Origin of the sequence: Aeromonas sp. R10-1 (genome assembly GCF_040908465.1) — a bacterium.
Lineage (GTDB): Bacteria > Pseudomonadota > Gammaproteobacteria > Enterobacterales > Aeromonadaceae > Aeromonas > Aeromonas caviae.
This window is the reverse complement of record NZ_JBFODT010000039.1, coordinates 1-23220: the sequence shown is the minus strand read 5'-3', so window position 1 is coordinate 23220 and position 23220 is coordinate 1. Positions and strand designations below refer to the sequence as shown.

The window sequence follows — 23220 nt, the reverse complement described above, 5'->3', positions numbered from 1 at the left end:
GCTTTATTTGCCTGACTCAGCAAAATCTTTAGAACTCGCCACGCAACCAGTTGCTGACCCGTTTGACCAGCCCACCTACGCTTGCCTTGGCGGCATATTCCTTGTTACTGCCGGTGGATTGGTTGGTGCGGCCGTACTGCAACAACCCGACCGCAGTCGAGTACACCGGTGCCTGTACGTAGTCACTCAATCCCCGGATATTCATGGGCTCGCCCACCCGGACCTGGCTCTGGAAGATCTGCTCTGCGCACTCCACAATGCCTTCGATCTGGGCCGCGCCACCGGTCAAGACCACACCGGCGGCCAGCTGATGCTTGACCCCCTGTGCCTTCAATTCGCTCTGCACCCGCACCAGCTCGTCATTCACCATGGAGAGCAACTCGGTGTAACGGGGTTCAATCACTTCCGCCAGTGTCTGCCGTTGCAGGCTGCGCGCCGGGCGACCGCCGACACTGGGCACTTCGATATTGTCTTCCTTGCTGACCAGGCGGCCGAGGGCGCAGCCGTAGCGCACCTTGATCGCCTCCGCATCCAGCGGCGGCGTGCCGAAGGCATAGGCGATGTCGCTGGTCACCGTGCTGCCCGCATAGGGAATCACCTTGGTGTGACGCAGGGCGCCGCCGGTAAAGAGCGACATGTCCATGGTGCCACCACCGATGTCCACCACGCAGACACCCAGCTCCTTCTCGTCTTCGGTCAGCACGGCGTAGCTGGAGGCCAGGGCGGAGAAGATCAGCTGATCCACCCGCAGACCCACCTTCTCCACACACTTCTCGATGTTGCGCGCCATGTCGTTGTGGCAGGTGATGAGATGCACCTTGGCTGCCATCCGCACGCCGGAGAGGCCGACCGGGTTCTTGATCCCTTCCTGATAGTCGATGGCGAACTCCTGGGGCAGCACGTGCAGCACCCGGAGCTCGTCAGACAACCGCACCGACTTGGCGGTGTGGATGACGTTGTCCACATCCTCCTGGGTCACCTCTTCGTCGGAGATGGGCACCATGCCGGTCTCGTTGCGGCAATCGATGTGCTTGCCGGACAGCCCCAGATAGACGGAACTGATCTGGCAGTCTGCCATCATCTCGGCCTCTTCCACCGCGCGGCGCAGGGACTTGACCACGGAGTCGAGGTCATTGACCCCGCCCTTCTCCATCCCGCGAGAAGCGTGGCTGCCCATGCCGATGACATTGAGTTCGCCATCAGGCAATACTTCGCCAACCAGTACCGCCACCTTGGTCGTGCCGATATCCAGTCCGACAATCAAATTTCTATCTGCGGTGTTGGTCATTCACTTTCTCTTCGCTTTTCTTCCAGCCAACTGCCATCCCGGTGTCGTATCGAAGATCCACGTAAGCAACCCGCTCACGGGGCTCGATGACCGGAAAGGCATCGATAAACCGCTGCAGACGAAGCGCGATATCCGAGCGCCCCACAAACAGCTGAATGTTGCCATCCAGGGTCAGTTCCCAGGCATGGCGGGGGGTCAGATTCACCCCCAGCAACTTGTATCCCTTGGCCGCCAGCAGCGTTTCGTACTGATGGCTGGCTTCCAGCACCTTGGCGGCCTGATCATCGGGCCCGGACAACTGCATCAGGGGCTTCTTCACCCTGTCCGGGGCACTGAATACCTCACCCTTGGTGTTGACGAAGCGGTTACCGTTCCAGCGAGCAGCCACATCCTGTTCCGTGAGATAGACCTTGATCTTGTTCGGCCACTTCTTTCGTACCGAGACCTGGGCCACCCAGGGCAGAGCGTTCAGACGCGCCTGCAATTCGTTCACATCCAGCTCGAAGAAGTTGCGAAGTTCGGCACCATCCAGCACGGCAGCACGCAATTCATCGGCCTTCAAATATTCGTGTTGCCCCTGCAGCAACAGCTCGCTCATGGGCAACCGACTGGCATCCGTCAGCCAGTCTTTAACATCCAGCGCAGTCTGGTAGAGCCCCCACATGACCAAGATGAAAAATGCCACCCCGGCGATGAAGCCCCCCTTGGTGCGCCCTTGTGCCCTTGCCTCCACCCGATCGATCCCCGTAAAACGCGCCATGCCGGCCACTTGCAGACCGGTTCGCCATTATATAGGCCTCGGCTTGGCGGTCAAAATACTCATTGGGCCCTCAGGCACCGGATTTCATGCTATCCACGCTCAATTTCATCTCGCCGAGACGACGGGCCAGTGCACCGACGTTACCCGCCCCCTGGGTCAATACCAGATCTCCCTCGCCAATCAGGTCGGCCAGCACCGCGGGCACATCGTCCGGCGTTGCGACAAAGATGGGCTCTAGGGTGCCGCGGGAGCGGATGGAACGGCACAGGGCACGGCCATCGGCACCGGGAATGGGCTCCTCACCGGCGGCATAGACCTCCAGCATCACCAGCACGTCCACCTTGGAAAGCACATCCGCGAAATCTTCGTAGAGATCCCGGGTCCGGCTGTAGCGGTGCGGCTGGAACACCATCACCAGCCGCTTCTCGGGCCAGCCGGCGCGAGCGGCGTTGATGGTCACCTTCACTTCGCTCGGGTGATGACCGTAATCGTCCACCAGCATGGCCTTGCCACGGCCGGTTTCAAACTCGCCATATTGCTGGAAGCGGCGCCCCACCCCTTCAAACTTGGAAAGTGCCTGGATGATGGCCTCGTCGCCGATGCCGTCTTCGGTTGCCACCGCGATGGCGGCGGCGGCGTTGAGGGCGTTGTGGATGCCCGGCAGATTCAGGGTCACCTCCAGCTCACCCGCCCCTGCACGGCGCACCCGGAAGCGGCTGCGATTGCTGGTCTGCACGAAGTCCAGCACCTGCACATCGGCATCATCGCTCAGACCGTAGGTGAGGGTAGGACGGGCGATCTCCGGCAGCATGCCGCGGATCACGGGGTCATCCACGCACACCACGGCCAGGCCGTAGAACGGCAGATTGTGCAGGAAATCGATGAAGGTGGCCTTCAACCTGGAGAAATCGCCACCATAGGTGTCCATGTGATCCGCTTCGATATTGGTCACGATGGAGACCATGGGTTGCAGATGCAGGAAGGAGGCGTCGCTCTCGTCCGCCTCGGCAATCAGATAACGGCTGCTGCCCAGGCGGGCATTGGTGCCGGCGCTGTTGAGCAGACCGCCGATGACGAAGGTGGGGTCGCGATCCGCCTCGGCATAGATGCTCGCCACCAGACTGGTGGTGGTGGTCTTGCCGTGGGTCCCGGCGATGGCGATGCCATGACGGAAGCGCATCAGCTCAGCCAGCATTTCGGCGCGGCGCACCACGGGAATACGCAGCTCGCGGGCAGCCAGCAGCTCGGGGTTGTCCTGCTTGATGGCGGTGGAAACCACCACCACGCTGGCACCGTCCACATGCTCGGCACTGTGACCGACAAAAATGTGTGCGCCCAAAGAGGCCAGGCGTTCGGTCACCCCGTTGCGGGCCAGATCAGAGCCGGTCACCTGATACCCTTCATTGGCAAGCACTTCCGCAATACCGCCCATACCGGCGCCACCGATGCCGATGAAGTGGATGCGACGCACGCGGCGCATTTCGGGGATAACGGTACGCAGTTTTGCCAGTTCAACCTTGGTCATAGTTCTTTCTCAATTCGCGGCCACAGGCCATTTTCATTCGGCGACATTCATCAGTTCGAAGACAGAAGCGGGGCCTTGGCGGCACATCTTGGCCTTCCATCTCGTTTGGCTCAGCCGATGGCGAGCCGTTTGCACTCATCGGCAACCCGTTCGGCAGCATCGATGATGGCGACCCGGCGCGCGGCCTGGGCCATGTTCAACAGAGTTTCCCTGCGCCCGGCGAGCCAGGATAGGCGCGACGCCAGCGCCGCCGGCGTCAGCTCGGACTGGGGCAGGAACTCGGCCGCACCGCCGTCGACCAGGGTCAGGGCGTTGCGGGTCTGGTGATCGTCCACCGCATGGGGCAGGGGCACGAAGATGGCGGCCACACCGGCAGCGGCCACTTCGGAGACGGTCAATGCGCCGGCGCGGCACACCACCAGGTCCGCCCAGGCATAGGCATCCGCCATGTCCTTGATAAATTCACTCACCTCGGCCTCGACCCCCAGTCCGGCATAGGAGGCAGCCACGGCCTCCCCGTTGCCCTTACCGCACTGGTGACGCACCTCGATGGGCACACCGGCAGCTGCAACCGCAGGAGGCACCTGCTCGTTGAGGACCCGCGCCCCCAGGCTGCCACCAACCACAAGCAGGCGCAGAGGATTGCTGCTGCTACGCAGTTGGGGATCCGGCAGCGCCACCACCTCGGGGCGCACCGGGTTGCCCACCACGGCGGTGCGGGCATTGGGGGCGAAGGCACCGGGGAAGGCCATCAGTACCCGCCTGGCGATACGGGCCAGCAGCTTGTTGGTCAGGCCGGCGGCGGCATTCTGCTCGTGAAGCAGTAGCGGAATGCCGGACAGCCAGGCGGCCACGCCACCCGGGCCGGAGGCAAAGCCCCCCATGCCCAGCACCACATCGGGCTGGATGGTCTTGAGCACCTGGCGGGCCTGCAGCACGGATTTGATGACACGGTAGGGCGCCGCGAGCAGACGCTTGATGCCGTTGCCACGCACCCCCTGGATGTCGATGAAGGAGATGGGATAACCATGGGCAGGCACCAGCTCCGCCTCCATCCGGTCGGCAGTGCCGAGCCAGTGGATGATCCAGCCCTGGGCCTTGAGGCGATCGGCGACGGCCAGGCCGGGGAACACATGGCCCCCGGTACCACCCGCCATCACCAGTAACGTCTTGCTCACGCAACCTCCCGCACGCGCGCCTGGGCACTCGCCTGGCGCAACTCGAAATCGATACGAATCAACATGCTCACCGCCACCATCATGATGATGAGACTGGAGCCGCCATAACTGACCAGCGGCAGGGTCAGCCCCTTGGTAGGCATCATGCCGCTGGCGGCACCGACGTTGACGAAAGTCTGGAAGCTGAACCAGATGCCGATGCCGATGGCCAGATAACCTTCATAGAGCCGCTCGGCCACCAGCGCCTGGTGACCCAGCTTGAGCGCCTTCACCGCCAGCGCAAAAATCAGGAAGAGCGCGCCCAGCACCCCCACGTAGCCCAGCTCTTCGCCCAGAATGGCGAACACGAAGTCGGTGTGGGCCTCCGGCAGGTACTCCATCTTCTGGATGGAGTTGCCGAGCCCCTCGCCAAACCAGCTCCCCCGACCAAAGGCCATCAGGGACTGGGTCAGCTGATAGCCGCTGCCAAAGGGATCGGCCCAAGGGTCGAGGAAGGAGGTCACCCGCCGCATCCGGTAGGGCTCCGCGATGATCAGGGTCACCACGGCGCTCACCCCCACCAGGATGAGACCGATGAACTGCACCAGCCGGGCACCGGCCAGGAACAGCATCCCGAGGGAGGTGACGAACATCACCACCACTGACCCGAGATCCGGCTGGGCCAGCAGCAGGATGGCCACCACGAACAGCACCGCCATGGGTTTCATGAAACCGATGAAGCGTTCGCGCACCTCGCTCTGGCGGCGCACCAGATAGCCCGCCAGATAGACGAACAGCGCCAGCTTGCCGAACTCAGCCGGCTGCAAGTTGAAGGGGCCAAGCGGCAGCCAGCGTACCGAACCGTTGACGCTGCGGCCCACCAACAACACCATCACCAGCAGCACGATGGCCAGCAACAACATGGGGCCGTTGTAGTGCTGCCAGCGTGCCATGGGTACCTGCAACACGAACCAGGAGATACCCAGCGCCATCACCAGGAACATGCCGTGGCGCTTCACGAACATGAAGGGATCGTTGTTGATGGCGATCCCCTCAGGAATGGAAGCTGACGCCACTATCACCAGCCCGACGCCCATCAGGGCGAGAGCCAGTACCACCAGCTGCCGATCGTAGAGACCGGCGGGGCGCGCCGGTAGCAACCAGCGCTGCAAGAATCCCGCAACCACGCGCAGGGCGTTCATAAGCCCATCACCAGTTCGGTGAAGCGATCGCCGCGCGCTTCAAAGGATTTGAACTGATCCAGGCTCGCACAGGCCGGCGCCAGCAGCACCCAGTCACCGGGCCTGGCATCGACCGCCGCCTTGGCGACAGCAGCGTCAAGATCGGCAACCCGCTCGGTCTGTTCGCCCAGGGCCAGCAGCACCTCGGCATCCTGACCAAAGCAGTACATGTGATCGATCTGGCTGCCGAGCAGCGCCTGCACCGGGCCGAAGTCCTGCCCCTTGCCCTGGCCACCGGCCAGCAGCAGCAGGCGGCCCTTGACCGCTTCACGCACCCCGGCCACGGCGGCCAGGGTCGCCCCCACGTTAGTGGCCTTGGAGTCGTTGATCCAGCGCACCCCATTTACCTCCCGCACGAAGCGGGCACGGTGAGGCAGGCCTTCAAAGCGGCGCAGCACGGCAAGTTGTGCCTCGCGGGGAATGCCCACCGCATCGCACAGGGCCATGGCCGCCAGGGCATTGGCCTGGTTGTGGGCACCCACTATCTTCATCTCGTCCACCGCAAGGAGCGGCTCGCCGTGCAAAGTCAGCCAGTGACGGCCCTCCAGCTCGCAGCGACCGTAGCCGTTGCAGTCGAGGCCGAAACTCTGCCACACCTGACCCACATCGGGCAGGGTCTGGGGATCGTCGCGATTGATCAGGATGTGCTGGGAGTGCTGATGGATCTCCATCTTGGCGGCGCGGTAATCCGCCATGCCGGCATAGCGATCCATATGATCTTCACTGAGGTTCAGGACCACGGAGGCTGCGGCCCGCAGGCTGTAGGTGGTCTCGAGCTGGAAGCTGGAGAGTTCCAGCACGCAGAGATCCATGGGCTGCTTGAGGAGCGACAGCGCCGGGGTGCCGATATTGCCCCCCACACCGACCTTGAGTCCCGCCTCGGCGATCATCTCACCCACCAGGGTGGTGACCGTGCTCTTGCCGTTGGAGCCGGTGATGGCGATGACGGGCGTCTGGGTTTCACGCACGAACAGTTCGATGTCACCGACGATGCGCACCCCGAACTCGGCGGCGGCCTTCAACTCCGGAGTCGCCAGGGCGATGCCCGGGCTCGCCACTATCATGTGCGCCTGCTTGAGCCGCTCCGCGTCCAGCCCGTGGATGAGCTCCACCTCGGGGGGAAGCTCGTCCTTGCCCGGCGGATTGGCACGGGTGTCCATCACCAGCGGCGTGACGCCGCGGTCGAGGAAGTAATCGACGCAGGAGAGTCCGGTTTTGCCGAGTCCGATGATGATGACCATGGCTTACCTCACCTTCAGGGTGGCGAGGCCAAGCAGCACCAGCATGAGGGTGATGATCCAGAAGCGCACGATGACGCGCGGCTCCGGCCAGCCCTTCTTCTCATAGTGGTGATGGATGGGGGCCATGCGGAAGATCCGCACGCCGCGCAGTTTGTAGGATCCGACCTGCAGGATCACCGAGACGGTCTCCATCACGAAGACGCCCCCCATGATCACCAGCAGGAACTCCTGGCGCACCAGCACGGCTATGGTACCGAGCGCGCCGCCCAGGGCCAGGGAACCCACGTCCCCCATGAAGACCTGGGCCGGGTAGGTGTTGAACCAGAGGAAACCCAGGCCCGCGCCCACGATGGCGGTACAGACGATCACCAGCTCGGAAGTGTAGGGCACGTAGGGAATGTGCAGGTAGTTCGCGAAGTTGACGTTGCCGGTCGCCCAGGCGATCAGGGCGAAGCCCCCCGCCACCATCACGGTGGGCATGATGGCGAGGCCATCCAGGCCATCGGTCAGGTTGACCGCGTTGGAGGTACCGACGATGACGAAGTAGGTCAGCAGGATGAACATCAGGCCGAGCTGGGGCATCACATCCTTGAGGAAGGGGACCACCAGCTGGGTCTGACCATCGTGGGTGGCCGTGGCGTAGAGGAAGACTGCCACACCCAGCGCGACGGCGGACTGCCAGAAGTACTTCCAGCGGGCGATGAGGCCATCGGTGTTCTTGCGCACCACCTTGAGATAGTCATCGGCAAAGCCGATGGCACCATAGGCCCCCAGCACGAACAGCACCAGCCAGACATAGGGGTTGTCGAGGCGGCACCAGAGCAGCACAGAAGTGAAGATGGCGGCAATGATCATCAGGCCGCCCATGGTCGGGGTGCCCTTCTTGCTGAGGTGGGATTCGGGACCGTCGTTGCGGATCACCTGGCCGAACTTCATGATCTGCAGCCGACGGATGAGGCGCGGCCCCATCCAGAGCGCCACCACCAGACCGGTGATGATCGACAGGATGGCGCGAAACGTCAGGTAGGAGAAGACGTTGAAGAAGGTGAAGTGCGGGGTGAGCAGTTCCGCCAGCCAGACTAGCATGTGGCTGACTCCTGATGGCCCTTGACCATCTCGACGATATCTTCCATGCGGGAGCCACGGGCGCCCTTGACCAGAATCGAAATTTCCTGATGTGTCTTTATCATTTGCGCAAGCACTTCAAACAACGACGCCTTGTTAGCGAAATGTCGGCCAGCCGCGGCATCTGCGGTGTGGCGACTCTGTTCCCCTACGGTCAGCACGGCATCGAGGCCCTGCTCACGGGCGTGGTGTCCGACCCGGGCATGCTGCGCGGCGGACTCCTCACCCAACTCTTTCATGTCACCGAATACCAGCACCTTGTAGCCGTTCATGGCGGTCAGGGCATCGATACCCGCCAGCACGGACTCCACGCTGGCGTTGTAGGTGTCATCCACCAGGGTGAGGCCACCCCAGCGTTGTACGCAGAAACGGCCCTTGACCGGCGCCATCTGCTCCAGCCCCGCCTTGACGGACGCAAGCGATGCGCCCAGCGCCAGAGTCCCGGCGGCAGCAGCCAGGGCGTTGGCCACGTTGTGGCGACCCGGAATGGCCAGAGTCAGGTTCACCTCTCCCTGGGGCGTCACCATCACGAACCCGGCACAACCCTGCTCGTTGAGCACGATGTCGCGGGCGTGGAACGGCTGACGCTGATCCTCGAGGGAGAAGGCGCACTGGATGCCCTTTTCACGCCACTTCGGCCAGAACTCGTTGTCGGCATTGACGATGGCGGTGCCGCCCTCGCCTAACCCTTCGAAGATTTCGCTCTTGGCATGGAACACCCCTTCCAGGGAGCCAAAGCCTTCCAGGTGCGCGGCAGCGACGTTGTTGATGATGGCGGCGTCGGGTCTGGCGAGCGACGTGGTCCAGGCGATCTCGCCCGGGTGGTTGGCTCCCAGCTCCATCACCGCGAACTGGTGTTGCGGCTCGAGGCGCAGCAGGGTCAGCGGCACCCCCACCTCGTTGTTGAAGTTGCCGGCGGTGGCCAGCACCTCCCCTTCACAGCGCAGGATGGCCGTCGCCATCTCCTTCACCGTGGTTTTGCCACAGCTGCCGGTGATGGCGAGCACTTTCGGATTGATGCGCTCGCGCACCAGCCTGCCCAGACGCCCAAGCCCCTTGAGGGTGTCGCCCACCACCAGTTGTGGAATGGCCAGCGGCAATTCGCGCTCTACCAGCAGGGCACTGGCGCCGGCGGCAACTGCCTGGTCGCAGAAATCGTGGGCGTCGAAACGCTCGCCGCGCAGGGCCACGAACAGCGCCCCCGCGCCCAGGGTACGGGTGTCGGTGCTGACCGCCGTGATCTCATGGTCGCCCCCGATCAGACGGGCATCGAGAACCTGCGCCAGGTCGGCAAGCCTGAGGGTCATCATTTGAATGACTCCATTAATGTGTGCAAGGCGGCTGCGACGGTTTCCCGATCGCTGTAGTGCCGCTTGTCGGTTCCAATGATCTGATAATCCTCGTGGCCTTTGCCGGCCACCAGGATGATGTCCTCTTTGCTCGCTTGACTCAGTGCCAACTGGATTGCCTTGGTCCTGTCGTGCTCGATCTGCACGGCGCCAGGATCGCGAAGGCCCGCCACCATGTCGGCCATGATCCGGGCCGGCTCCTCGGTACGGGGATTGTCGTCGGTCAGGATCACGCAGTCCGCATGCTGCTCCGCCATGGCAGCCATCATGGGACGCTTGCCGCGATCCCTGTCGCCGCCGCATCCCACCAGGCACCAAAGCCGGCCGTGACAGTGCACCCGCAGGGCCTGCAATGCCTTCTCCAGCGCATCCGGGGTGTGGGCGTAATCGACCACGGCGAGCGGCGCATCGCCACCGCCGAAGCACTCCATGCGACCGGTCACCGGTTGCAGTCTGGGGGCCGTCGCCAGCAGGTCATCGAAGTCGTAGCCGAGCACCAGCATGGCGCCCATGGCGCCCAGCACGTTGCTGACGTTGAAGCGGCCGAGCAAGGGGGCGGATAATACACCATTCCCCCAGCTGGAGTTAATGCGCGTATCGAAACCTTGTTGGTGGAAATGGGGATCCTGCGCCGTCAGTTGTCGTCCGGCATGGTTTTCAATCGGACCATGAACCCCGAAGGCCACCGCACCGGGATAGGTCGCCAGCCATTGCCGTCCCAGATGGTCATCGGCGTTGATGACGGCGCAAGGCTCATCCACCAGCTTCAGCAGCTCCTCCTTGGCGGCGGCATAGGCCTCCATGGTGCCGTGATAGTCCAGATGATCCCGACTCAGGTTGGTGAAGACTGCCGAGGCAAACGGCAGGGCCGCCACGCGATGCTGCACCAGACCGTGGCTGGAGACCTCCATCGCCACCAGATCAGCCCCCTGCTGCTGCAAGGCGGCCAGATTGGCCTGCACCTGGACCGCGCTGCCCGTGGTGTTCTCTGCTTCGATGAGCTCGCCGAACAGACCGTTGCCTATGGTGCCCATGACCCCGGCCTTGCCCCCCAGCAGGGTGCGCCAGTTGGCCACCAGCAGGGCCGTGGTGCTTTTGCCGTTGGTGCCCGTGATGCCCACCAGTTGCAGCTTTTGCGCAGGGTGACCGTAGAAATGACCGGCCAGCTCGGAGAGACGAGCGGGAAGATCCCTCATGCCGATGCAGGGGATCTGGGTCGCCGGAGGGACGAATTCTCCGTCCTCCTCAAACAGCACGGCGGTCGCTCCCTGAGCCACCGCCTGTTCGATGAAGCGCCTGCCATCCACCTGATGGCCACGAATCGCCACGAAGAGCGAGCCGGGACCGACCCGCCGGCTGTCGAGCTGGAGATCGGTGAGGGAAAGCGCCGGTGCATCGATGCCGAAGCGGCTCATCAGTTGATCAAGTGTGCGGGGCGGCATGGGAAGCCTCCGAAAATGCGGGAATGCGGGCGCTCGTACACGCCATGGAAAACGCCCCGACAGCAGCGGGGCCGATGGAAAAAACCGGATGCCCGTCAAGTACGCGGTGCGCCATTGTTGGCCTCCGTGCGGGCAAGCTTGGCGGGTACCTCGGGCGGGATCGCATCGGGACGGATGTTGAAGAGCTGCAACACGCCTCCCATGGCCTCCGCAAAGGGCGGGGTCGCCACGGCACCGCCGTAGTAGGCATCCCCCTTGGGTTCGTTGATCACCACCACCATGACGAAACGGGGATTGCTGGCCGGCGCGAAACCGGCAAACCAGGCCATGTAGTCCTTGCCATAGCCCCCAGCCACGGCCACCTTGGCGGTACCACTCTTGCCACCGACCCGATAACCGGGGATCTGGGCCTTGGGAATGGCATTGCTGACCACGTACTCCAGCGCCTGCAACATAGCAGCGGCGTTGTTGTGATCGATGACCTGCTCACCCTTGGGCGGCTTGGCCACCTTGATGATGGAGAGCGGAACCCGCTTGCCCTTGTTGGCCAGGGTGGCGTAGGCGGAGGCCAGCTGCAGCGGGGTCACTCGCAGACCATAACCAAACGACAGGGTAGCTCGCTCGATGTCGGACCAGCGGCGACGCTGGGGCAGCATGCCGCTGCTCTCCCCCATCAGGCCGCTGCCGGTGTCCATGCCGAATCCCACCATGCTCAGGGTGTTGATCATCTCCTGGGCCGGCATCCGCAGCGCGATGCGCGACATGCCGATGTTGGAGGAGTAGCGCAGGATGTCGTACAGGTTGGTCGCCTTGTGGATACTCACGTCACGGATCTGCTTGGCCCCGATGAAGAGGGGGCCGCCCGGGATGAAGTCCTTCCAGCTGGTGACACCGGCTTGCAAGGCACTAAGCAAAATCAATGGCTTGACCGTGGAACCCGGCTCATAGGTATCGGTCACCACCCGGTTTCGCACCCGGAAACTCTGGTACTGGCCGCGGTTGTTCGGGTTGTAGGAGGGGGTGTTGACCATGGCGAGCACCTCGCCGGTCTTCACATCCAGCATCACCATGGAGCCGGAGGTGGCCTTGTTCTCGTCGGTAGCCCGTTTGAGGGCGCGATAGGCCAGCGCCTGCACCCGCTGATCGATGCTCAGTTGCAGATCGTTGGCGTGTTTGCCCTCTTTCACCAGGCCAAGTCGCTCGATGACGCGGCCCTGCCTGTCCTTGCGCACCCGCATCTCGCCAGGGGTCGCGGTCAGCCACTCGTTGTAGCTGCGCTCAATCCCCTCGATGCCGCTGCCATCAATGTTGGTCACCCCCACCAGGTGGGAGCTTATCTCGCCGGTCGGGTAGAAACGGCGCGCCTCGGGACGCAGATAGATGCCCCCCAGCTTCAACCCCTTGATGTACTCGGCCACCGCAGGCGTCACCTGCCGCTGCAGATAGACGAAGCGCTTGCTCGGGTTGGCGATGCGATGCTTGAGGGTGTTGATGTCGAGCTTGAGCACGGCGGAGAGTGCCAGCCAGGCACGCTCGTTGTGGATGGCACCGGACTCATGCACCGTCTTGGGATCGGCCCAGACCGCTTCGACCGGCACGGATACCGCCAACTGTTCGCCATTGCGGTCCGTGATCATGCCGCGCACCGCCTGGGTGGAGGTGGTGCGCAGGGAGCGCATGTCCCCCTCCTGGCGCAGTCTGTCCGGATCGATCACCTGGATCCAGGCCAGCCGCAGGATCAGCCCCGCAAATGCGATGCCGATGAAGAAAACCAGGGTACGAAAGCGCCACGGGTAGAGTGAGGGTGCTTTCGCCTTGGCTTTGTCCTTTGCCGGAGCCTTGGTGGCCGCCTTGCGTGTCATGGTTGTGTAATTACCTTTTCAGTGGTCACCAGGGGACGAGCCATCTGCAATTTGTCCATGGCCAGACTCGCCACCCGGGAGTGCTCAGCCAATGTGCCCTGTTCCAGCAAGAGGTGGCGCCACTCGATGTTGAGCCTGTCCTCCTCCGCCATCAGATCGTTCTGCTTGGCCGTCAGACCCCGGGTCATGTTGGTCACCAGGATCACCGCAAAGGCGGTGACCAGCACGGCGACGGTCAACAGGACCTGCAACTTGTGGCGCCAGAGATCCGCAACGATCTCCCTGGCGAGGTGAACGCGCACGTCGCTCATCGTTTACTCCGCAAGACGCTCTGCGACCCGCAGCACCGAGCTGCGGGACCGGGTGTTTTCATTGACCTCGTGGTCGGAAGGCTTGAGCGCCTTGCCGATCGATTTCAGCTTGCGACCACCGGCAAGCTGGGCTTCAGTCAGGGGGATGCCGTGGGGTACTTCAGGACCTTTCTCGTGCTTGCGAATGAAATGTTTCACCAGCCGATCTTCCAGAGAGTGGAAGCTGATGACGGAGAGACGGCCGTGAGGAGCCAGCACGTCCAGCGCGCCGTTGAGGGCGGTTTCGATCTCGTCCAGCTCGCTGTTGATATAGATGCGGATGGCCTGGAAGCTGCGGGTCGCCGCGTGCTTGCCCTTCTCCTTGCTCGGGTTGACCCGGGCAATCATCTCCGCCAGTTGGCGGGTGCGCACATAGGGCTCGGTCACCCGATCGTGTACGATGGCGCGAGCAATCTTCTTGGCGAAGCGCTCCTCACCGAAGGTTTTAAGCACCCAGGCGATGTCGTCCACATCGGCACGGGCCAGCCACTCGGCGGCGCTCTGACCGGAGGTGGGATCCATCCTCATGTCGAGCGGGCCGTCCTTCATGAAGCTGAAGCCACGTTCGGCATCGTCAAGCTGGGGGGAGGAGACACCGAGATCCAGCAGGAAGCCATCGACCTTGCCCAGCAGGCCGCGCTCGGTCAGATAACGGGTGATGCCGGAGAAGGGACCGTGCACGATCTCGAAACGGGGATCCTGGATCTTGGCCGCCTCGGCAATGGCCTGGGGATCCCGGTCGATGGCGATCAGACGGCCGTTCGGGCCCAGATGCTGGAGAATGAGACGAGAGTGACCACCCCGGCCAAAGGTACCGTCGACGTAGATACCGTCCGGCTTGATGGCCAGCCCTTCGACGGCTTCGTGCAACAGCACTGTGATGTGTTCAGCGGCTTGGGTCATTTATAAAGAAAAATCCTGTAGTCGTGGTGAACTTGCCCAGTCGTCCTCGGGCAGGCCCAGGATGTCGTCGTTGATCTGTTGTTGCCAGCGGGCTTCATCCCACAGCTCGAATTTGTTGAGCTGGCCCACCAGCATGACTTTCTTGTCCAGCCCGGCATGGCTGCGCAGCGGCTGGCTGAGCAGCAGACGGCCGTTGCCATCCAGTTCGCATTCGGCCGCGTGGCCGAGCAGCAGACGCTGCAGGCGGCGTTCCGCCGGGTTGGTGCTGGAAAGGGTCTTCAGCTTGCGCTCTACCTCTTCCCATTCATTCAGGGGATAAAGCAGCAGACAGGGATGGGCGATGTCGATGGTGCAGACCAGCTGGCCGTCGCATTCGTCGCGCAGCCAATCACGAAATTTGGTCGGAATCGCCAACCGCCCCTTGCTGTCCAGGCTGATGGCGTGAGCGCCACGCAACAAATTGCAGTCCCCGAAGGTGAGTTATGGGGGCTAGATGCCCAATAAAACCACTTTGATCCACTTTTCTCCACCATGAAGTTTAAGGACGAGCAGGGGGCTTTTCAAGCAAGGATCTCGAGCATGGGGAACATATTGACGCAGCGTGATGGGACTACCGATTAAATGAATTGATTTTCCACAAGTTATTCATGGGGGAATTAAATCATCCCGGCGAACTGCGCCTCGTAATTAATCGATTTCACGGGGAAATGATGAAACGGAACAGCACGACGGCGCACAGGATAATGCTGACGCCCACCACGGGATAGATGATATAGCCATCCCCTATCCGACGGGCTCGCAGCACCACCAGCTGGCAGAGCAGCAGGTTATAGACGATGAGAAGAAAAGTCAGCAGTAGATTGGCGCCCAATGTCAGCTCGTCGGCATACATGATATAGAGCCACATCAAACCAAAATTAACGAGGATCAGATAAAGCAGAAATTTCTGAATCGCCCTGCCCGCCTTTGGGGTCTTTTTTACTCGTGTTATCATGCTTATCACGTCCTGGATACCACATGAACAGTCGACAGATATTGTCAAAAACTGTTGAGATACATCGTGTTTTTATCATTTTCCCGCCAGGCTCTGTCCGCTGTTGCCAAAATATCCCTGCGCCTTCTCCCCGGGCTCTCGCTACTGAGCAGTGCCGTTTGTTACTCCTATGATCATTATCACTGGCAGGCGGGTTTTCCTACCCCCGTTGTCGGCCCGGGTGCCGAGCTGGTCAACGAGCAGACCCGCTTTCTGCTGCGCCAGCGCAGCCACCTGCAGACGAGGCTCGCCGAGTCCCAGCCCATGATCCGCTGGGTCACGGAGCAGGTTCAGACGCGAAAACTCCCACCCATGCTGGCTCTGCTGCCCCTGATCGAGAGCAGCTACCGGCTTGACGTGATCTCCTCGGCGGGCGCCGCCGGGCCCTGGCAGTTGATGCCGGATACCGCAGCCCGCTTCTCCGTCCCCATGACAAACGGCTTCGATGGCCGCTACTCCCTGCCATTGGCGACGGAGGCGGCGCTCTCCTACCTCGGCTGGCTGCATCAATTCTTCGGGCAGGACTGGTTGCTGGCACTGGCGGCCTACAACGCGGGAGAGGGAAGAGTACTGAAGGCAGTGCTCAACGGCGGGACACGCAATGTGTGGGAGTTGCAATTGCCTACCGAAACGCGCCTCTATGTGGCGCGCTTCCTCGCGCTCTCCCAATTGCTGGACAGAGCGGCGCAGCACGGGTTTGTCCTGCCGCCCTGGCAGGCGGGAGAAAATATCCGGGTATGGCGGCAGCCGGGGGGCTGCTCATTGCTGGAGTGGGCCATGGAACGGGGGGTTGCCATGAACGAGGCAAGCCGGTGGAATCCCGCCTGGCGATTGCCTGATCCCCGGGAGGTGAGTGACTGCCCCATCGTTTATGGCGGAGGCAAGGCCCCTCCTGCCCCGCGCCATCAAGAGACACGCCCGCAGCTGGTGCGGGCCGTGTCCCTGGAAAGCCTGCACGATCCCCTGCTGTTGATGCCTGCACGGGGACTGGACATGGGGCGGGGAGGCCTCACTCTTGAGCGGTTGCCGGATCCACTGGGATTGGAGCAGGCTCGCCCTCTGCTGGCGCCATGAAACAGTGGCGCCAGTGGCTCAGAACAGGCGCGAGATCCACCGAGTCAGGATCGACCCATCGCGCGCCGTAGAAGCTGAGGTACTGGCCTATGGCCCTGCGATGGGTGATATGACACGCCAGCACGATCCGCGGTGACAACGACAGACTGACGTTATCGGGCAAGGTAAAACGGGCGGGGGCGAGGAAACCGACCCCACCCGGTCCGATATCCTTGATCACCGCCCGTCCGATGCGCTTGTCGAACAGCAGGCCGGAAAGCATGAGCCGGGCAGCGATGCCGCAACTCTGGGATTCCAGGGGCGTGGTCCCGTCATGGAGATACCAGCGCGGCAGTTTGCGCCTGGGATCCTTGAACGGTGTCACGGGGGGCAGATCGGCGTCAGGGGTTTCCATGGGCAACGGCGTCCTTGGCTGTCCGGGTGGCGGCTTGGGTTTGGGCACTGAACAGCTGCTCCAGGCTCTTTTCCGCCTGGGTCGTCATCACCAGCAACTCGATGCGGCGGTTCTGGCTGCCTTTGGGATCGGCGGTGTTGTCCAGCATGGTATCCGACATGGCGACCACCTGACCCACCCGCTCGGGGGGCATGCCGCCAGCAAGCAGGACACGCCTCGCCATCATGGCGCGATCGGAGGAGAGCTCCCAGTTGCTGTAGTTGTCACCGGCAAAGGGGGTGCTGTCGGTGTGGCCCGAGATCATGACCCGGTTCTCCACTCGCTGAAAGACAGGAGCCAGTGCCATCAGCAGATGGCGGAAATAGGGGCTGATGCGGGCGCTGCCACGGCTGTACATCTCGCGCTCGTCATCGTCGCGGATCAGGATCCGCAGACCCTGGGGCACCAATTGCAGCTCCAGGTTGTTTCTGGCCTGCATCTGATCCGCCATGGACCCGATGAAACCGGCCAACTGCGCCATCTGCTTCTCTCCCTCAATCTTGCCCGCCAGCAGGCTCTCATAGCCTCCCTTGGCGCCATCGGTAAAGATGCTGCGGTCACGCTCCATGTGTCTGGGCATACGCTGCCCCTCCTCCACGAACTGGGGACTCAACTCCTCCAGTACCGAGGGGTTGCCGCCAAGATCCACCGGATAGGGACTGTTGCGGATATCGAAGGGATTGGCCTCGCTGTCCATGATGCTGTAGTCGCGTAGACGGCTGGCCACCACATCACGCTCCTCCTGGCTGGAGACGGCCAGGATCCAGAGCACCATGAAGAAGGCCATCATGGCCAGGGTGAAGTCGGCGAAGGCCACCTTCCATGCACCACCCCCCTTGGGAGCGCTGCTGCGCCGCTGCTGGCGCTTGATGACGATCTGCTCGTGGTTGCGCATCACATGGCCCTGTTGGTCACCCAGTCTTCCAGTTCGAGGAAGCTGGGTTTCACGTCAGGCTCCAGCATCTTGCGGCCGGAATCGACGGAGAGCAGCGGCGTCTTGCCCCGCAGCTGGGCGATCAGGATCGACTTGATGCACATCAGCATGCCGATGCGGCGCTTGACCATCTCCTCCATGGCATTGCTGATGGGCTCCAGCAGGCAATAACAGAGGAAGATGCCGATGAAGGTGCCCACCAGGGCGGCCGCCACGTGCACGCCTATGTTGCTGAGGGGGCCGTCGAGCTGCTGCATGGTGATGATGATCCCCATCACCGCCGCCAGGATCCCGAAGCCGGGGCAGGCCTCCCCGGTCTTGTGCAGCGCATGGGCGGGCTTGAGCATGTCCTCCTCGATGGCCATGATCTCCTGCTCCAGTATGGTGTCGAGCTCATGAGGCGTGATCTTGCCCATACCCAGCAGACGCAGGTTGTCGATGATGAAGCCCAGCAGTTGCGGATCTTCCGATACCTGGGGATACATGAGGAAGACGGAGCTCTGCTGCGGATTCTCCACGTGCTCGTCCAGCGCCTTCATCCCCTTGTTGCGGGTCTCTTCCAGCAGTTGGTGCATCAGAGTCAGCAGTTCGCGATAGATCTCCTTCTCGTCCTTGTTGGACTTGAAGCAAAGCTTCATCTGGCGCCACATTTCATGCATCACCTCCTTGGAATTGCCAAGGAACATGGAGCCGACCGCCGCCCCTATGATGATGATGAGTTCGGCAGGCTGCCACAGGGCGATGGGGCGCCCCCCGGCCATCATGAAGCCGCCGATCACACACACGAAAATGACACCAAGACCAATCTGTTTTTGCATGGATGCTCCCGCAGAAATCAACAAGACTCCCCCCGCGGGGAGAGGCATAACTATATGGAGTCGACCAATCGCTGCTTGAGCTGAAGGACGCACTGCTTGTGGAGCTGGCACACCCGCGACTCGGTCAACCCGAGCACCAGTGCAATCTCCTTCATGTTCAATTCCTGCTGGTAATAGAGGGAAAGCAGCAGCTGTTCACGCTTGTCCAGGGTGCCGAGCACCTTGCCAAGGGTCATGGCCAGATCCTGATCGTCAGACTCGGATGCGGGCGCCCTGCCTCCGTTCTCCAGCCACTCCTCCAGACTCTGCAACGCCTCGGCCTGGCTCGCATAGGCGAGCTGGCGCACCTCCTCGACGGTGCAGGAAAGCGCCTGTGCCAGTTCCTGCTCGGTCGGGTTGCGCCCCAGACGGTTGAACAGCTCCCGCTGTACCTGATTGTGACCGTGCACCTGCTGGCGCAGCTGACGGGGGCGCCAGTCGAGGCGCCGCAGCTCGTCCAGCATGGCTCCCCGCACCCGCTTGAAGGCATAGCTCTCGAACTGGGCATCCGGTTCACCCCCATAGCGACGCCAGGCTTCCAGCAGCCCCATCATGCCGACCTGCTCCATGTCCTCCTGATCGAAGCTGGCGCTCACCTGACTGCGCAGGTGAGTGGCTGCCCGCTTCACCAGAGGCAGATAACGGCTCAGGATCACCTGCTCACCGGTGCGGGGAGCGGAGGCGGTCAGTTCGCAGGGAGTATCCCAACCAGCGTCCATCATGTTCGCTACTGCACCAGGACCTTGGTGACCAGCACTTCATCCAGATAGGGCTTGTAGCCATACCCCTCCAGGGTTCCCACCAGTTTGCCGAGCAGAGAGGTCTGAAGGGCCGAGATGTTCTGCAGCTCCTGCTTCACCGCCTCATGGGAGCGATGGCTGAAATATTGCACCATGGCATTGCGGATCAGGGGGGTCAGCTCGTTGAGCGTCTCCAGTTGCTGGGGATTGTGGGTGACCAGCGCCAGCTCCAGCACCAGATAGTGGGGCTCTCTGTCCCCCTCCAGGCTGATGACGAAACGCTCCATCGGTTTGAACAGCGGCGTCTTGCTCAGCTCGGGCTTGGCCTCTGCCAGGCCCAGCCAGACGGCAACCGTATCCCGCTTGAGATAAGCGCCATAGGCCAGCGCCGCCAGCAGGCACAGCGCCATCATTATCACCATCAACCACTTCATGACACGCCGCATAATTTGAAATCACTCTCGCTATTGCCAGATCTTGAAATGTCACACCAGGGTGTTGAGCCAATCCTGGCCAGCACTGCCCGATGCGTCCTGTTCTTCCTGCCACTGTCGTCGACCTGCCAGGATCTTCTCCTGCTGCCAGCGATCCCCCCGCTCCTGCTCTCCCCCCTGGCCCACGTTCACCTCGACACCACCAGCATGATGGGGAGCCAAACTCATGCGAAGCCGCTCCATCGACTGGATCAGGGCTTCACGCACCGCCGGGTTGGTCACGTTGAGCTGCACGTTGAGCCGATCCCCTTCCATCCTCACGGTCAGTTCGAGGCGACCCAGCTCGGGGGGATCGAGGCGGATATGGGCCTGCTTGATGCTATGGTTCACCTGCAGCTCGACCCTGTCTTTGAGCACATCGACCAGTTGCTGGCCCCACTGGGCCTCGCTTGCGGCAAGACGCGCCGGCGCCCACTGGTATTCCGCAGGCCTGGCGGCAGAGAGCGCGGGCGACAACCCCGCCATTGCCTTGAATCCGGTGACGCTGGCCTCCCGCTCCGGGGCGGGCTCCCCGGGAAGAGGCAACACCACTGCCGCACTCCGGGTCGCAGGCCGCTCGCCCTGGGTAGTCGGCTGGAGCATTCGCATGGCCAGATCCCCGGCGGGTTGAGGGAGGCTCTCCTTGCCAACGGAAACCGGCGGCACCGGCATCCGCTCCCCTTCCATTCGCTCGAACCCGCTGAGGGCGCGCAGCACAGGCGAGGAGGCGGGTTGCATCTCACCGACGGGAGCAAGGCCGGCACTCGATGACAAACGGACAGGAGGAAGGCGTCCCTCCTCCTGTCGGACAAAAGGTGGTGGCATCTGGTTGAAGGCGGCGAGTTGCTCGGCGACATCCGCAGCCACTTCGACGCTCTCCTCCTGCTCCGTCTCGTCGACGGGGGCGGAAGGGGCGGTGGACGGAGGAAGCATCGCCTCCTGCGGAAGATCCAGAGGCTGGTACTCTTCCCCCTGCCCGTCAGGCTGGCGGGAGAGGCGGGTAAAACCACCGGATGGAGAAGCGGGCAGTGTCTCTGCCACGGGGAGAGGGATCATGCCCATGTCTGCGCCTCGTCGTAGGCCTGCAATCCTTCCCGCTTGCGGGAGAGGCTGTCCCACTCCTGCTTGCGCAGCGCCGTTTCCTGCTCACAGAGCGCGAAGGCTTCCCGATGCCAGTGGCGCACCTGATCCCGGGCCGGCATCAGGGATTGCCACAATGCAGGCTGGCTGTTCAGATGCGCCACCAGCTGGGCCAGACGCTGATCCGCCAGCCGCACCGCATCCCACTGTCCGGCGCGGGCCTGCTGCAAGATAAGACGCCCGAGCCCCAGGAGCTGGCGCTGACGGGTCTCGCGTTCCGCACCGGGGGGCACGGCTCCTGTCATGGACATGATGATGGCCTCAAAATAGGACGACCTTGCGGGCAAGCAAGGAGCAGGCCAAATATATAAACATTATATTTCAATACGTTAGTTCCGACCTTTGCCCCATGAGGAAGGTGGATTTCCGCATCAACGGGGATGGCGGGCCATCGCTTCCCAACCCTCTTTCAGCTCCAGCAGGATGCGACGCACCTCTGCAAAGCCCGCGACATCGTTGGCCACACTGATCTCGAACAGCCGCTGGCCGCAGTAGTCGTACAGACGGTGCAGGTTGCTGGCCAGCTCCCCGCCCTTGTCCATGTCGAGGGCACTGTCGAGCCCTCCCAGGATCTGCAGACACTTGTTGATGGACTGCCCCTTGCGCTCGTACTGCCTGGCCAGAATGTGGCCCTCGGCCCTGGCTATTTCGTCGAGCAGGCCATCCATCAACATCAGCACCAGCTGGTGCGGATCGGCGCTCGCTGCCTTGGCCTGGGTGGCGGCGAACTGGTAGGCGTCATAGCCTTCTTGGGGTTCAAACATGAAAAACTCGCTTATTCAAAGTGTTACGGGCTAGCCGTCTCACAAGCCGCCCATGGTCTGCAACATCTGGTTCATGGTGGTGAACTGATTGAGGTAGCGCTTATACGCGGAATCCATGCGCCGATCCAGCGCCTCCATCCGCTCATTCACCCGCTTCTCGTTCGCTTCAAGACCTGTCTTGCGTCCCTTGAGTGCACCGTCCCGCTTGGTATAGGGGTCCAGGGCATTACTCATCCGTTTGAGCAGACCATCGTCGCCCATGAGTGCCTTCCCGAGCAGCTCGGGATCCTTCTCCAGCGCCTTGTTGAAGTCGGTCTCGTTGAAGGAGAGCTTGCCCGCCTTGTCGGTCTTGATCCCCAGGCTCCCCAGGGTCAGATCATCGGGCAACTCCCGCACGCTGCGGGCAATCACGCTCTTGAGGCTGCGTACCCCGCTGTCGGAGGAGAGGGCTCCCGGCGCCTTGGGATCGCTGGAGGTCATCTTGGCCAGCTCGTCCACCAGCTCGTTGTAACTGTCGACAAACTTCTTGAGGGAGCCGGTAACCGCCTCCTTGTCCTGATCCACCGTGACCAGCAGCGGAGCGTCATCCGCCTTTTGCGCCTTGGTCAGCTGGAACGTCAGGCCATCCACCACGTTCTCTATCTTGTTGCTGGCAGAGGTGATGGTGAGAGGGTTATCCCCCCCCATGCGCAGCTTGGCGTCTTGCGCCTGGGTGATGTCCGTCTTGCCGGCCATCGCCACTCCGAGGGCATTGGCACCATCCCCGCTGTACCCCAGGGTGATGGCGTTCTCCACGCCGCTCTCCTTGCTGGTCAGTACCATGCTGACCTTGCCGTCGGTGCGTACCAGGGTCGCCTTCACCCCCGGGTTGTCCTTGGCATTGTTGATCTGGGAGACCAGATCCTTGACGGTGGCGCCAGTCGGGAGGGAGGCTAGGTCGATGTCCAGGGTCTTGCCCTTGACCGTCAGGGAGAAGACGCCGTCTGCCGGCAGCGGTGCCGTGTCACTGTCAAGCTGCAAGCCGACCTGATGGGACTGGGCAAGCTGCTCCACGAAGAAGCTGTACTGACCCGAGCTGGCCTTGCCGTTGCTCGTCACCGTCATGAGTCCTTCCTGGGACAGGGTGGCCTTCTGAGCCTGCAGGCTGCTCGCCTTGTTCAGATCCTTGAGCAGGGTCTGGAAACTCGACAGCTTGGTGGTGAGGCTGCTGATGGCGCTCTGCTGCGCCTTGACGCTGTCCAGTTGCTTCTTCAGCAGCTTGTCCATGTTCTGGCGCTCGACGGCAACCAGTTGCATCGCCGTGCTGGCCGGATCTATTTGCATCTTTCTCCCCTTATTCGGTGGCATGCCCGTTGGAAAAGACCGGCTCGGCCCTTTCCAACCGGCAAGCGGTTGTCAAACAAGAGCCGCCCCTCTCGGGGCGGCCCGACAAACCATCAACGCAGCAGGGAAGTCACCATGCCGGTCATCTGGTTGGAGTTGGACAGCACGGACATGCCAGCCTGCATCAGCATCTGGTTCTTGGTCAT

The 23220-nt window shown here is 62.4% G+C and carries 25 protein-coding genes; 1 reads left to right on the top strand and 24 read right to left on the bottom strand.

Going from position 1 to position 23220, the window contains the following annotated elements:
• Positions 1 to 28: 28 nt before the first annotated feature.
• The 14 genes from ftsA to AB5Y93_RS19560 form a co-directional block, all read right to left on the bottom strand.
• Positions 29 to 1288, bottom strand: coding sequence for a cell division protein FtsA (gene ftsA, locus AB5Y93_RS19625; RefSeq protein WP_010675832.1), 1260 nt, complete (start codon positions 1286 to 1288; stop codon positions 29 to 31).
• Entirely contained in the window at positions 1269 to 2021 is a 753-nt protein-coding gene (locus tag AB5Y93_RS19620; RefSeq protein ID WP_029314839.1) for a cell division protein FtsQ/DivIB, read from the bottom strand. Before AB5Y93_RS19620 ends, ftsA begins: the two co-directional genes overlap by 20 nt.
• A gap of 97 nt (positions 2022 to 2118) precedes the next feature.
• Entirely contained in the window at positions 2119 to 3573 is a 1455-nt protein-coding gene (gene murC / locus AB5Y93_RS19615; protein WP_041211792.1) for a UDP-N-acetylmuramate--L-alanine ligase, read from the bottom strand.
• 110 nt (positions 3574 to 3683) lie between these two features.
• On the bottom strand, positions 3684 to 4751 hold the full coding sequence (murG, locus tag AB5Y93_RS19610; RefSeq protein ID WP_368230217.1) for an undecaprenyldiphospho-muramoylpentapeptide beta-N-acetylglucosaminyltransferase: 1068 nt from the start codon (positions 4749 to 4751) through the stop codon (positions 3684 to 3686).
• Positions 4748 to 5932: a cell division protein FtsW gene (gene ftsW, locus AB5Y93_RS19605; protein ID WP_010675836.1), complete on the bottom strand. Its 1185-nt coding sequence runs from the start codon at positions 5930 to 5932 to the stop codon at positions 4748 to 4750. The genes murG and ftsW overlap by 4 nt, the downstream gene beginning before the upstream one ends.
• Positions 5929 to 7212, bottom strand: a complete 1284-nt coding sequence (gene murD / locus AB5Y93_RS19600) for a UDP-N-acetylmuramoyl-L-alanine--D-glutamate ligase (protein WP_041211794.1) — start codon at positions 7210 to 7212, stop codon at positions 5929 to 5931. Before murD ends, ftsW begins: the two co-directional genes overlap by 4 nt.
• Positions 7213 to 7215: 3 nt before the next feature.
• Positions 7216 to 8298 carry a phospho-N-acetylmuramoyl-pentapeptide-transferase gene (gene mraY / locus AB5Y93_RS19595; RefSeq protein ID WP_010675838.1) on the bottom strand — a complete coding sequence of 361 codons (1083 nt, stop codon included), beginning with the start codon at positions 8296 to 8298 and terminating at the stop codon, positions 7216 to 7218.
• A complete protein-coding gene (gene murF / locus AB5Y93_RS19590; protein WP_368230215.1) occupies positions 8292 to 9647 on the bottom strand; it encodes a UDP-N-acetylmuramoyl-tripeptide--D-alanyl-D-alanine ligase in 1356 nt (451 codons plus the stop codon). The genes mraY and murF overlap by 7 nt, the downstream gene beginning before the upstream one ends.
• Entirely contained in the window at positions 9644 to 11128 is a 1485-nt protein-coding gene (gene murE, locus AB5Y93_RS19585; protein WP_182721734.1) for a UDP-N-acetylmuramoyl-L-alanyl-D-glutamate--2,6-diaminopimelate ligase, read from the bottom strand. The genes murF and murE overlap by 4 nt, the downstream gene beginning before the upstream one ends.
• Positions 11129 to 11223: 95 nt before the next feature.
• Positions 11224 to 12990 carry a penicillin-binding transpeptidase domain-containing protein gene (locus tag AB5Y93_RS19580; RefSeq protein WP_368230213.1) on the bottom strand — a complete coding sequence of 589 codons (1767 nt, stop codon included), beginning with the start codon at positions 12988 to 12990 and terminating at the stop codon, positions 11224 to 11226.
• A complete protein-coding gene (gene ftsL, locus AB5Y93_RS19575; protein WP_010675842.1) occupies positions 12987 to 13301 on the bottom strand; it encodes a cell division protein FtsL in 315 nt (104 codons plus the stop codon). Before ftsL ends, AB5Y93_RS19580 begins: the two co-directional genes overlap by 4 nt.
• Before the next feature lie 3 nt (positions 13302 to 13304).
• Complete coding sequence (gene rsmH / locus AB5Y93_RS19570) at positions 13305 to 14243, bottom strand: 16S rRNA (cytosine(1402)-N(4))-methyltransferase RsmH (RefSeq protein ID WP_042015088.1); 939 nt, start codon at positions 14241 to 14243, stop codon at positions 13305 to 13307.
• Positions 14244 to 14702, bottom strand: coding sequence for a division/cell wall cluster transcriptional repressor MraZ (mraZ, locus tag AB5Y93_RS19565; RefSeq protein WP_039040489.1), 459 nt, complete (start codon positions 14700 to 14702; stop codon positions 14244 to 14246).
• A gap of 238 nt (positions 14703 to 14940) precedes the next feature.
• On the bottom strand, positions 14941 to 15237 hold the full coding sequence (locus AB5Y93_RS19560) for a hypothetical protein (protein WP_368230211.1): 297 nt from the start codon (positions 15235 to 15237) through the stop codon (positions 14941 to 14943).
• A 255-nt stretch (positions 15238 to 15492) separates the two neighbouring features.
• Between AB5Y93_RS19560 and AB5Y93_RS19555 the strand changes: the two genes are divergently transcribed.
• Complete coding sequence (locus AB5Y93_RS19555; protein WP_104453214.1) at positions 15493 to 16350, top strand: lytic transglycosylase domain-containing protein; 858 nt, start codon at positions 15493 to 15495, stop codon at positions 16348 to 16350.
• Here AB5Y93_RS19555 and AB5Y93_RS19550 read toward each other — a convergent pair.
• From AB5Y93_RS19550 to AB5Y93_RS19505, 10 genes are all read right to left on the bottom strand, one after another.
• Positions 16286 to 16744, bottom strand: coding sequence for a hypothetical protein (locus AB5Y93_RS19550; protein ID WP_324046096.1), 459 nt, complete (start codon positions 16742 to 16744; stop codon positions 16286 to 16288). The two genes, AB5Y93_RS19555 and AB5Y93_RS19550, sit on opposite strands and share 65 nt — an antisense overlap.
• Positions 16731 to 17678 carry a lateral flagellar motor protein LafU gene (lafU, locus tag AB5Y93_RS19545; RefSeq protein ID WP_045522169.1) on the bottom strand — a complete coding sequence of 316 codons (948 nt, stop codon included), beginning with the start codon at positions 17676 to 17678 and terminating at the stop codon, positions 16731 to 16733. The genes AB5Y93_RS19550 and lafU overlap by 14 nt, the downstream gene beginning before the upstream one ends.
• A complete protein-coding gene (gene lafT / locus AB5Y93_RS19540) occupies positions 17678 to 18535 on the bottom strand; it encodes a lateral flagellar motor stator protein LafT (RefSeq protein ID WP_041211799.1) in 858 nt (285 codons plus the stop codon). Before lafT ends, lafU begins: the two co-directional genes overlap by 1 nt.
• A gap of 50 nt (positions 18536 to 18585) precedes the next feature.
• On the bottom strand, positions 18586 to 19296 hold the full coding sequence (gene lafS / locus AB5Y93_RS19535; RefSeq protein WP_045522170.1) for a lateral flagellar system RNA polymerase sigma factor LafS: 711 nt from the start codon (positions 19294 to 19296) through the stop codon (positions 18586 to 18588).
• 5 nt (positions 19297 to 19301) lie between these two features.
• Positions 19302 to 19760, bottom strand: coding sequence for a lateral flagellar basal body-associated protein LafF (gene lafF / locus AB5Y93_RS19530; RefSeq protein ID WP_041211801.1), 459 nt, complete (start codon positions 19758 to 19760; stop codon positions 19302 to 19304).
• Between the two features lie 39 nt (positions 19761 to 19799).
• A complete protein-coding gene (locus AB5Y93_RS19525; RefSeq protein ID WP_368230209.1) occupies positions 19800 to 20849 on the bottom strand; it encodes a flagellar hook-length control protein FliK in 1050 nt (349 codons plus the stop codon).
• Positions 20840 to 21178 carry a hypothetical protein gene (locus AB5Y93_RS19520; RefSeq protein WP_041214009.1) on the bottom strand — a complete coding sequence of 113 codons (339 nt, stop codon included), beginning with the start codon at positions 21176 to 21178 and terminating at the stop codon, positions 20840 to 20842. Before AB5Y93_RS19520 ends, AB5Y93_RS19525 begins: the two co-directional genes overlap by 10 nt.
• Before the next feature lie 120 nt (positions 21179 to 21298).
• The gene (lafC, locus tag AB5Y93_RS19515; protein ID WP_041211804.1) at positions 21299 to 21691 is read right to left on the bottom strand and encodes a lateral flagellar export chaperone LafC; all 393 of its coding nucleotides are present in this window, start codon (positions 21689 to 21691) and stop codon (positions 21299 to 21301) included.
• Between the two features lie 39 nt (positions 21692 to 21730).
• Entirely contained in the window at positions 21731 to 23014 is a 1284-nt protein-coding gene (gene lafB, locus AB5Y93_RS19510) for a lateral flagellar capping protein LafB (protein ID WP_214005220.1), read from the bottom strand.
• Between the two features lie 113 nt (positions 23015 to 23127).
• On the bottom strand, positions 23128 to 23220 hold a 93-nt coding region (locus AB5Y93_RS19505; RefSeq protein WP_368228896.1), incomplete at its 5' end, for a flagellin.

Excerpts from the sequence above, each read along its gene's own strand:
- rsmH (WP_042015088.1), bottom strand. The coding sequence starts at position 14,243 with ATGACCCAAGCCGCTGAACACATCACAGTGCTGTTGCACGAAGCCGTC.
- lafF (WP_041211801.1), bottom strand. The coding sequence starts at position 19,760 with ATGCGGCGTGTCATGAAGTGGTTGATGGTGATAATGATGGCGCTGTGC.
- mraY (WP_010675838.1), bottom strand. The coding sequence starts at position 8,298 with ATGCTAGTCTGGCTGGCGGAACTGCTCACCCCGCACTTCACCTTCTTC.
- murC (WP_041211792.1), bottom strand. The coding sequence starts at position 3,573 with ATGACCAAGGTTGAACTGGCAAAACTGCGTACCGTTATCCCCGAAATG.
- ftsW (WP_010675836.1), bottom strand. The coding sequence starts at position 5,932 with ATGAACGCCCTGCGCGTGGTTGCGGGATTCTTGCAGCGCTGGTTGCTA.
- lafB (WP_214005220.1), bottom strand. The coding sequence starts at position 23,014 with ATGCAAATAGATCCGGCCAGCACGGCGATGCAACTGGTTGCCGTCGAG.
- AB5Y93_RS19560 (WP_368230211.1), bottom strand. The coding sequence starts at position 15,237 with ATGATAACACGAGTAAAAAAGACCCCAAAGGCGGGCAGGGCGATTCAG.
- AB5Y93_RS19520 (WP_041214009.1), bottom strand. The coding sequence starts at position 21,178 with ATGTCCATGACAGGAGCCGTGCCCCCCGGTGCGGAACGCGAGACCCGT.
- lafU (WP_045522169.1), bottom strand. The coding sequence starts at position 17,678 with ATGCGCAACCACGAGCAGATCGTCATCAAGCGCCAGCAGCGGCGCAGC.
- lafC (WP_041211804.1), bottom strand. The coding sequence starts at position 21,691 with ATGTTTGAACCCCAAGAAGGCTATGACGCCTACCAGTTCGCCGCCACC.
- murD (WP_041211794.1), bottom strand. The coding sequence starts at position 7,212 with ATGGTCATCATCATCGGACTCGGCAAAACCGGACTCTCCTGCGTCGAT.
- AB5Y93_RS19580 (WP_368230213.1), bottom strand. The coding sequence starts at position 12,990 with ATGACACGCAAGGCGGCCACCAAGGCTCCGGCAAAGGACAAAGCCAAG.
- ftsA (WP_010675832.1), bottom strand. The coding sequence starts at position 1,288 with ATGACCAACACCGCAGATAGAAATTTGATTGTCGGACTGGATATCGGC.
- lafT (WP_041211799.1), bottom strand. The coding sequence starts at position 18,535 with ATGCAAAAACAGATTGGTCTTGGTGTCATTTTCGTGTGTGTGATCGGC.
- lafS (WP_045522170.1), bottom strand. The coding sequence starts at position 19,296 with ATGATGGACGCTGGTTGGGATACTCCCTGCGAACTGACCGCCTCCGCT.
- AB5Y93_RS19525 (WP_368230209.1), bottom strand. The coding sequence starts at position 20,849 with ATGGGCATGATCCCTCTCCCCGTGGCAGAGACACTGCCCGCTTCTCCA.
- murE (WP_182721734.1), bottom strand. The coding sequence starts at position 11,128 with ATGCCGCCCCGCACACTTGATCAACTGATGAGCCGCTTCGGCATCGAT.
- murF (WP_368230215.1), bottom strand. The coding sequence starts at position 9,647 with ATGATGACCCTCAGGCTTGCCGACCTGGCGCAGGTTCTCGATGCCCGT.
- AB5Y93_RS19550 (WP_324046096.1), bottom strand. The coding sequence starts at position 16,744 with ATGGAAACCCCTGACGCCGATCTGCCCCCCGTGACACCGTTCAAGGAT.
- ftsL (WP_010675842.1), bottom strand. The coding sequence starts at position 13,301 with ATGAGCGACGTGCGCGTTCACCTCGCCAGGGAGATCGTTGCGGATCTC.